The sequence below is a fragment of the Streptomyces europaeiscabiei genome (genome assembly GCF_001550375.1).
Classification (GTDB): domain Bacteria; phylum Actinomycetota; class Actinomycetes; order Streptomycetales; family Streptomycetaceae; genus Streptomyces; species Streptomyces europaeiscabiei.
In genome coordinates this window covers 1-6,835 of the sequence record NZ_LRTR01000750.1, presented here as the reverse complement: position 1 = coordinate 6,835, position 6,835 = coordinate 1, and the positions used below count along the sequence as shown (strand labels likewise).

Here is a 6,835-nt window from a genome sequence, read left to right as displayed (position 1 = left end):
AGCGGAGCAGCCGATATCGGCTGCTCCGCTGTTCCCCGAGGCCGTACTGGGTGGCTAGTTGGGCAGTTCGGCCCAGAAGTTGGCGAGGGAGGTGAGGTTCAGGTTGTTGGCGTCGAGGAGGAGGGAACCCTTGCCTGTGGGGCCCGAGGAGGTGCCGGGGAGGATCTGCAGACGGCCCGCTTCGGGAGCGGCGGCGATGAGTTCGGCCCGGCCGTCCCGGGTGAAGTCCCGCAGGAGGAGCGAATCCCCGAGCCAGGCGTCGTTGCGCTCGTCGGGCTCGCCCTCGACACCGGCCGTGGCGTAGTCGTACAGGCGCGCGTTCTTGCCGGTGAGGCCCGACTTGCCGCCGCGCAGGACCGTGACAGCGCCCATGCGGAAGAGGCTGTCGCCGATGGCCTCGCCCGGGGCGCCGATCGCGAGATCGGGGTAGCCGTCGCCGTCGGTGTCGCCGGCGGACACGTCGCTGCCGAAGGTGTCGGAGGATTCCGGAGAGCCGGGCACTCCGGGCGTCGCCTGGGTGATCTGTCGAGGCGAGCGGCCGGGGCCGGTGGAGGTGCCGGGGAAGACGTACACCGTGCCGCCCTTGCCCGAGCGGCGGCTGCCGAGCGCGAGGTCGCCGTAGCCGTTCCGGTCGAAGTCGGCGATGGTGGCGCTCGCTTGCGTCAGGAGGTTGGCACCGTCGGGCAGGGGCATCCTCTTGGTTCTCTTCGGGGCGTCGGGGCCGCCCTTGTAGAACCAGACGCCGTTGCCCTCCTTGCCGAGGCCGTGGGCGTCCCAGTCCCAGCCGAGTACGGCGAAGTCGGCTGTTCCGTCCTTGGTGACGTTCCCGGACACCACGGTGTACGACTCGATGTGGTCGCCGTGGGTCGGGTCGAGGTTGGTGGCCTTGCCGCGCTTGCCGGACTCGGTGAACGGGCCCCGCAGATACCAGATGTTCCGTCCGTCGACCGCGACGACGTCCTGCTTGTCGTCCTTGTCGAAGTCGCCGACGGCCAGGTCGTACGCGAAGCCGCGATCGCGGTACTGCGGGTTGTGGTAAGAACTTCCCGTGGTCAGACCTGACTTCGAGCCCCACAGGACGGTGAACGTGCCGTTGTACCGGCCGTCGTTCTCGCCGGGAGCCGTCGCCAGGACGTCCGCGTAACCGTCCGAGTTCAGATCCGCCGTGGTGATGGTGGTACCGAAGTGGTCCGACGCCTCCGCGGCGCCTGGAATGCCGGGGCTGTTCTGTGAGACGACCGTGCGTCGGGCCGGGTCGAGTCCCTTGGCCGTGCCCCAGATGACGATGACGGCGCCCGCCCGCTTCTTGCCGTCGATCGTGGCGCCACGGTCACCCATGGCGAGGTCGCGCCAGCCGTCGCCGTTGAAGTCGTCGGCGTGCTTGGCAGGGGCGGCGGTGGCGGTGGGCGTGGGGAGGGCCGGAACGGCTGCCAGGAGGGCGGTGGTCAGGACGGTCAGGGGGAGCGTGCGCTTGCGCAAGGTGAGGGACTCCGTGGCGGGGGCGGGGAGGGCCGGCGTCCTCGGCAGACACGGGCCCCGGACCGGATTCTCTGGCTGTCAAAGAGGTTGCCGAACAGGAGACTGATGAAGTGGCAGGAGGGTTGTGCGGGAGTTCCGGGAGATCTTGGGGTGGTTGCGGCCCATACAGCAGCACCTGAGGTGGCTTCCAGGGCGGCCGCCACAGCTGCGGTGAATTGTGTTGGTCCAGTCCGGATTCGCACCGTGTGCGGCCTCGCCCACCAGGCCGCCCCCTCGGGAGCGGGAGCCTTCTGCGACACATCCCTGCGCTGATCACCTCGGCCTGCCTGCCGGTCCGGAAGCAAGCGCGTTCGGCCTTGGGGATCAGTGGACATCTCCGTCGGCCAGGGCCGTTGTCAGTGGCGGCGGCTAGCCTGCGGGCATGATCGAGACGACCGGCGACGACCGCCGCTTCCCGCCCGCCCTGGCCGCCGTCGCCCAGGTGGAGTTTGACTACGACGACGGCGAGGGCGTGGACTTCGAGCCCTACGACGCCTTCGACTCCGCTGAGGAGACCACCGACTGGATCCGCAACTGGACCGGCAACCACGAACTGGACGGCGACGCCTACCGGGTCTTCGGACAGGACGGCACCGGTGGCCTCGTCGCCCTGTGGCGTGTGAGCCCGGGCCGGCCCCTCGCCGAACAGCCCGTGGTGTTCCTGGGCTCGGAGGGCGGGCGTGGCGTCGTGGCCGGAAGCCTGTCCGACTTCCTGTGGCTGCTGGCCGACGGCCTCGGCCCGATGGAGGTCGTCGAGTACGAGCAGCGCGAAGCGCGACCGAACCCGGCACTGACCGAACTCGCCGAGCGCCACGCCACCACGGCGCGCCGACCCGCCCGGGACATCATCACCGAGGCACAGGCCGAGTTCCCGTCCTTCTCGGAGGAGCTGGACAAGCTCTGCCGCTGACGCGGTCCCTCCAATCGGGTTTGCGTGACTTCCTATCGACGCAGCAGAACGAAACACACATGACACGCGCGTGTCGCCGCCTGCAGTCCGGCCTTGGGGGTCAGTGGACCAGCCGTTGACGGCTGGTCCACTGACCCCCAAGGCCGGACTACGGATCTGGGAGCAGCCACGTAGAAGGAAATACGACCGTCGCAGGAGCAGGAGTGCCGACGGCAGCAAGAAGCCCTCTGGGGGCCAGACCCGTTGTGCTGCTGAAGTACACCCGGCCACCGGAGAACACCGCGCTGCCGACGTACACCGTGCCTCCGGAGAACGTCACACCGGTGAAGTACACCTCGCCTGCCACGGCGCGCGGCGGTATGAGTGGCGAAGTCAGGCGGCCAGGCCCAGGGAGCGGGTCGGGTTCTGGTTCCAGGGGACCTTCTTGCGGCGGTAGGCGTCGAAGGTGGTGCTGCGCAGGGAGTGCCGTGAGTGCACGGCGACGATCTCGGGCGGGTTGCCGGCGGCCAGGGCCTGCTGGATCCAGCCGCGTCGGAAACTGTGGCCGGTGATGCGGCGGGCGGCTGCGCGGGCTGCGCGCCGGGTGGTGCGCCAGGTCTTGAGGATGGCGTTTGCTTCTTCGGCGGTGGGTGCGGCGTCGGCGGCCGAGATCGCCTCTTGTTCGGCCCGGGCCGCGGCGGCACGTTCCTGCGGGGCGGGGGCGAGCTGGGCGGCGCGGGCAGCGGTCTTGGTGATGTCGTTGACGGTGTCGGCGGTGATGCCGCCGCGGCGCCGGTCGTCAAATCATGCGCATCGAGTGGCCTCTGACCTGCCACCCCAGTCCTCGGCGGCCGTCAGCGGTACGGAGGCGGGCGGCTGCGCCGACGTCGTCAGCTCGATGCGCCGTCCCTCGGCCGACGAACGCAGCAGCGCGGTCATCGTCTCCAGTACGTGCAGGGCGAGTTCGCCGCTCGCGCGCGGTGCCCGCTGCCCGTCGGCGGCGATGAAGTCGAGCAGCCCCACTCCCCGTGCGCCGTCGACGTAGCCCGCGGACGGAGGGAGCGTGCGCCACTGCGTGTCGCCGAGTCCGAAGAGCCGTACGTCGCCGTCGAAGCGGTTCGGATCCGGGACGGCGAGGGTTCCCACCGCGCCGTGGACCTCGATCGGGGACGCCGTGGTGGCCACCCCGCCGAAGCTCGTCGTGATCGTCGTCAGCGTTCCGTCCATGTGCTCCAGCACACCGGAGACATGACTGTCCACCTCCACCGGTATCCGCTCTCCCGTGCGCGGGCCGGAACCGATGACCCGCTCGGCGCGCAGCCGGCTGGACGCCCCCGTCACGGCCCGCACCGGGCCCAGCAGATGGACAAGGGAGGCGAGGTAGTACGGCCCCATGTCCAACAGGGGGCCGCCGCCCTCGGTGTAGTAGAAGTCCGGGTGCGGGTGCCAGCGTTCGTGGCCCGGGGTGACCATCACGGCCGAGGCGAACAGCGGGCGTCCGATGCTCCCGGCGGCCAGGGCCGCCCGCGCCGTCTGCACTCCGGTGCCCAGCACGGTGTCCGGCGCGCACCCCACTCCGACTCCCGCCCGCGCGGCGGCCGCCATGACGGTGTGGGCGTCGGCGAGCGTGGCGGCGAGCGGCTTCTCCCCGTAGACGTTCTTGCCGTGACCGATGGCCCCGAGGGCGATTCCGGCGTGCGCCCCGGGGGTGGTGAGGTTCAGCACCGTGTCCACGTTCGGGCTGCTCAGCAGCTCCTCGACGGTCAGCGCCCGGACGCCGGGCAGTCCGGCGGCGACCGCTGCCGACCGGGAGGCGTCAAGGTCGGCGACCGCGGTCACACGCACGGCGGGATGACCGGCCAGCGTGTCTAGGTACGCGCGGGAGATGACTCCGAGCCCTACGACGCCGACGCGGTGCGCGTCGCCCACAGCATGCCCCTCTCGATGATGGTGCGGACGTTGGGGTTCTCCAGCACGTCGAGGCTGTGCCCCGGCGTCGTCACCACGATCCGCCCGGCCCCCCACCGACGGGTCCAGACCGCCGGTGAGGTCACCGGCCGGTGCCAGGGCTCCCACGGCCGGGTGGGATGCGTGGTGGTGGCCAGGACGTCGATGAGGTCGTCGTGGAGCACCCAGTACTGCTCGGTGTGCAGCTCGAAGTCCTCGATGCCCGCGGTGACGGGGTGCTCGCGGCCGGCTTCGGTAACGGCGATGGTATGCGGCAGGAAGTTGTCCTCCGGCCCGCCCCGGCGCTCGCACGGTTCCCTGCCCGGGTGCGTGGCGAACTGCCCACCCACCAGATGGAGATAGTCAGAGGAGGCGCGGAACGAGTCGGCGATCCCGCCGTGCCAGCCGGTGAACCCGGTGCCGGCCACGACCGCGGAGGTCAGCCCCGCGAGCTGCTCGCCCGTGATCTCCGACATCGTGACGCACTGCACGATCAGGTCGGTGCCTGCCATCTCGGCGGTGTCGGCGTAGACGTCGGTCGACTCCTCAACCCGGACGGCGTATCCGTTGCTCCGTAGGAAGGGCAGGAACAGTTCCGTCGCCTCGACCGGCTGGTGCCCCTCCCAACCGCCGCGGACCACCAGGGCTTTCTTCAGCGTCATCGTGATCTCACCATGCGCCGGGCGCCCGCGCTCACGCAAGAGGGCCGGGCCTCAGGAAAATTTCGCTGACGAGGCTCGGGCGCCGACCGTCCAACAGGCCGCGGTGAAGCGGACTTCCGTGCCGTGCACGAAGGGCCCGAAGGCGGCACGAACCGTCTCGACGACCCGTCCGCGGGTCTGCTCGTCCACCTCGGGCAGGTACATGCCCACCGGACCGAGCCGGGTGAAGTAACGAACCAGCTCCTTCTCGGGCAGGGTGCAGACCACGTCGACCGGCCGGATCTCGATCCCGGCCCAGCCGCTCTCCGCCAGGATGCGCCGGACCTTGTCCGCGTCCGCGAAGGCGAACTGCCCCGGCTCGTCCGGCCGACGGACGGGCAGGTCCGGGAGCAGCAATGACGCGGCGCGCTGGGCCGTCGTCATGAACGGGTTCTCGGCCGGATCACGCCAGACAACGCACCGCAGCGCGCCCTCGTCCCTGACAGCGCGCCGGAGGTTGGCGAAGGCCCGGACGGGATCGAGGAAGAACATGACACCGAACCGCGAGATGACGGCGTCGAAGGCGCCGGGTTCAAAGGCGTGGTCCTGTGCGTCGGCGCAGACGAACGACGCCGGTACGTCCTCCTGTTCGGCGTCCTCCCGGGCCGTGCTGATCATCGGTTCGGAGATGTCGACGCCGACACAGCGACCCCCCGGACCCAGCCGTCGCGCCACGGACAGCGTGAGGCCCCCCGTACCGCAGCCGACATCGAGCACATGCCGAGCCTGTTCGGCGGCGACGGCATCGACGAGAAGCTCCTCGATGGGCCTGAACATCTCGTCCAGTACTCCCTTCAGCTCGCCCCACGCCTGACCGGCGGGCCCTTTCCAGCGGGCTGCCTGCTCGTCGTCGGCACTGCGCGCAGAGTCCATGACTTTCTCTCCTTCTGGTTGCCTTCGTCGTGCCGGGATGACAGCGTTCTACTTCAAGTCGACTTGAGGTCAAGCAGAATGGCAGAAGTGGACATCGCCGATGTGTCGCACCGCGCCGGGGTCCCGGCATCGACCCTGCGCTATTACGAGGAGAAAGGTCTCATCTCCTCGACGGGTCGGCGGGGCCTGCGCCGCCAGTACGACCCGGGCGTACTGGAGCGGCTGGCGCTGATCGCGCTGGGGCGGAAGGCCGGGTTCTCACTCGACGAGATCGCGCTCATGTTCGCGCCGGACGGGAAGCCGCGTATCGACCGGCAGATGCTGGCGGCCAAGGCGGAGGAACTGGACCACAGGATCCGTGAACTGGGCGTACTGCGCGACTCCCTGCGCCATGCCGCCGCGTGCTCCGCGCCGAGCCACATGGAGTGCCCCACCTTCCGCCGCCTCCTCGACGCCGCGGCGTCCGGCGGTGTCGCGGTTCCGGGCAGGCGGGCTCCCGGCAGATATTGATCCGAGACGGTAGGTGTTCTGGGTCGTTGGTCCCTGCGTGAGTGAACTCGTGGGGGATGCACGGCAGTTGTCGCCGTCGGCGCAGGAGGCCCTTCGGCTGCGGGCGGTGGCCGCACTGGTGGCGGGCCGGACTCGCGAGGATGTCGCGGCGGTCTTCCAGGTCTCGCTCAAGGCGGTGGACAACTGGTGGGCGAAGCGGCTGGCAGGCGGGCGCGAAGCGCTCGTGGCCCAGCCGCATGGACGCCGGGGCGGCGAGCATCAGGTTCTCGATGCGGTCGAGGAGCAGGCGGTCCGGCAGGCGGTTCTGGATCACCGCCCCTGTGACCTGGGGCTGGCGGGGCAGCTGTGGACGCGGGCCGGGGTCGGGGATCTGATCGCGAAGCTGTACCGGGTGCGG

8 protein-coding genes are annotated in these 6,835 nt (G+C 70.3%); 4 read left to right on the top strand and 4 right to left on the bottom strand.

Going from position 1 to position 6,835, the window contains the following annotated elements; genetic code table 11:
* Nucleotides 1-54: 54 nt before the first annotated feature.
* The gene (locus tag AWZ10_RS36835) at nt 55-1,479 is read right to left on the bottom strand and encodes an FG-GAP-like repeat-containing protein (RefSeq protein ID WP_060893191.1); all 1,425 of its coding nucleotides are present in this window, start codon (nt 1,477-1,479) and stop codon (nt 55-57) included.
* Nucleotides 1,480-1,900: 421 nt separating this feature from the next.
* On the opposite strand from AWZ10_RS36835, the gene AWZ10_RS36830 reads away from it, so the two are divergent.
* On the top strand, nt 1,901-2,428 hold the full coding sequence (locus tag AWZ10_RS36830) for a hypothetical protein (protein ID WP_046703163.1): 528 nt from the start codon (nt 1,901-1,903) through the stop codon (nt 2,426-2,428).
* A 471-nt stretch (nt 2,429-2,899) separates the two neighbouring features.
* The gene (locus tag AWZ10_RS51890; RefSeq protein ID WP_159058495.1) at nt 2,900-3,235 is read left to right on the top strand and encodes a hypothetical protein; all 336 of its coding nucleotides are present in this window, start codon (nt 2,900-2,902) and stop codon (nt 3,233-3,235) included.
* Here the strand turns inward: AWZ10_RS51890 and AWZ10_RS36825 are convergent.
* The 3 genes from AWZ10_RS36825 to AWZ10_RS36815 are packed head-to-tail and all read right to left on the bottom strand — an operon-like array spanning nt 3,212 to nt 5,928.
* Entirely contained in the window at nt 3,212-4,336 is a 1,125-nt protein-coding gene (locus AWZ10_RS36825; RefSeq protein WP_060893190.1) for a Gfo/Idh/MocA family protein, read from the bottom strand. The genes AWZ10_RS51890 and AWZ10_RS36825 overlap by 24 nt on opposite strands.
* Entirely contained in the window at nt 4,306-5,016 is a 711-nt protein-coding gene (locus AWZ10_RS36820) for a ThuA domain-containing protein (RefSeq protein WP_046703161.1), read from the bottom strand. The genes AWZ10_RS36825 and AWZ10_RS36820 overlap by 31 nt, the downstream gene beginning before the upstream one ends.
* A gap of 51 nt (nt 5,017-5,067) precedes the next feature.
* Complete coding sequence (locus AWZ10_RS36815; protein ID WP_060892392.1) at nt 5,068-5,928, bottom strand: class I SAM-dependent methyltransferase; 861 nt, start codon at nt 5,926-5,928, stop codon at nt 5,068-5,070.
* Nucleotides 5,929-6,006: 78 nt separating this feature from the next.
* Here AWZ10_RS36815 and AWZ10_RS36810 point away from each other — a divergent pair, with 78 nt between their 5' ends.
* Together AWZ10_RS36810 and AWZ10_RS36805 are read left to right on the top strand one after the other, a co-directional pair.
* The gene (locus AWZ10_RS36810; RefSeq protein ID WP_046703159.1) at nt 6,007-6,438 is read left to right on the top strand and encodes a helix-turn-helix domain-containing protein; all 432 of its coding nucleotides are present in this window, start codon (nt 6,007-6,009) and stop codon (nt 6,436-6,438) included.
* Between the two features lie 37 nt (nt 6,439-6,475).
* Nucleotides 6,476-6,835: helix-turn-helix domain-containing protein (locus tag AWZ10_RS36805; protein WP_159058494.1), on the top strand; the 360-nt coding region annotated here is incomplete at its 3' end.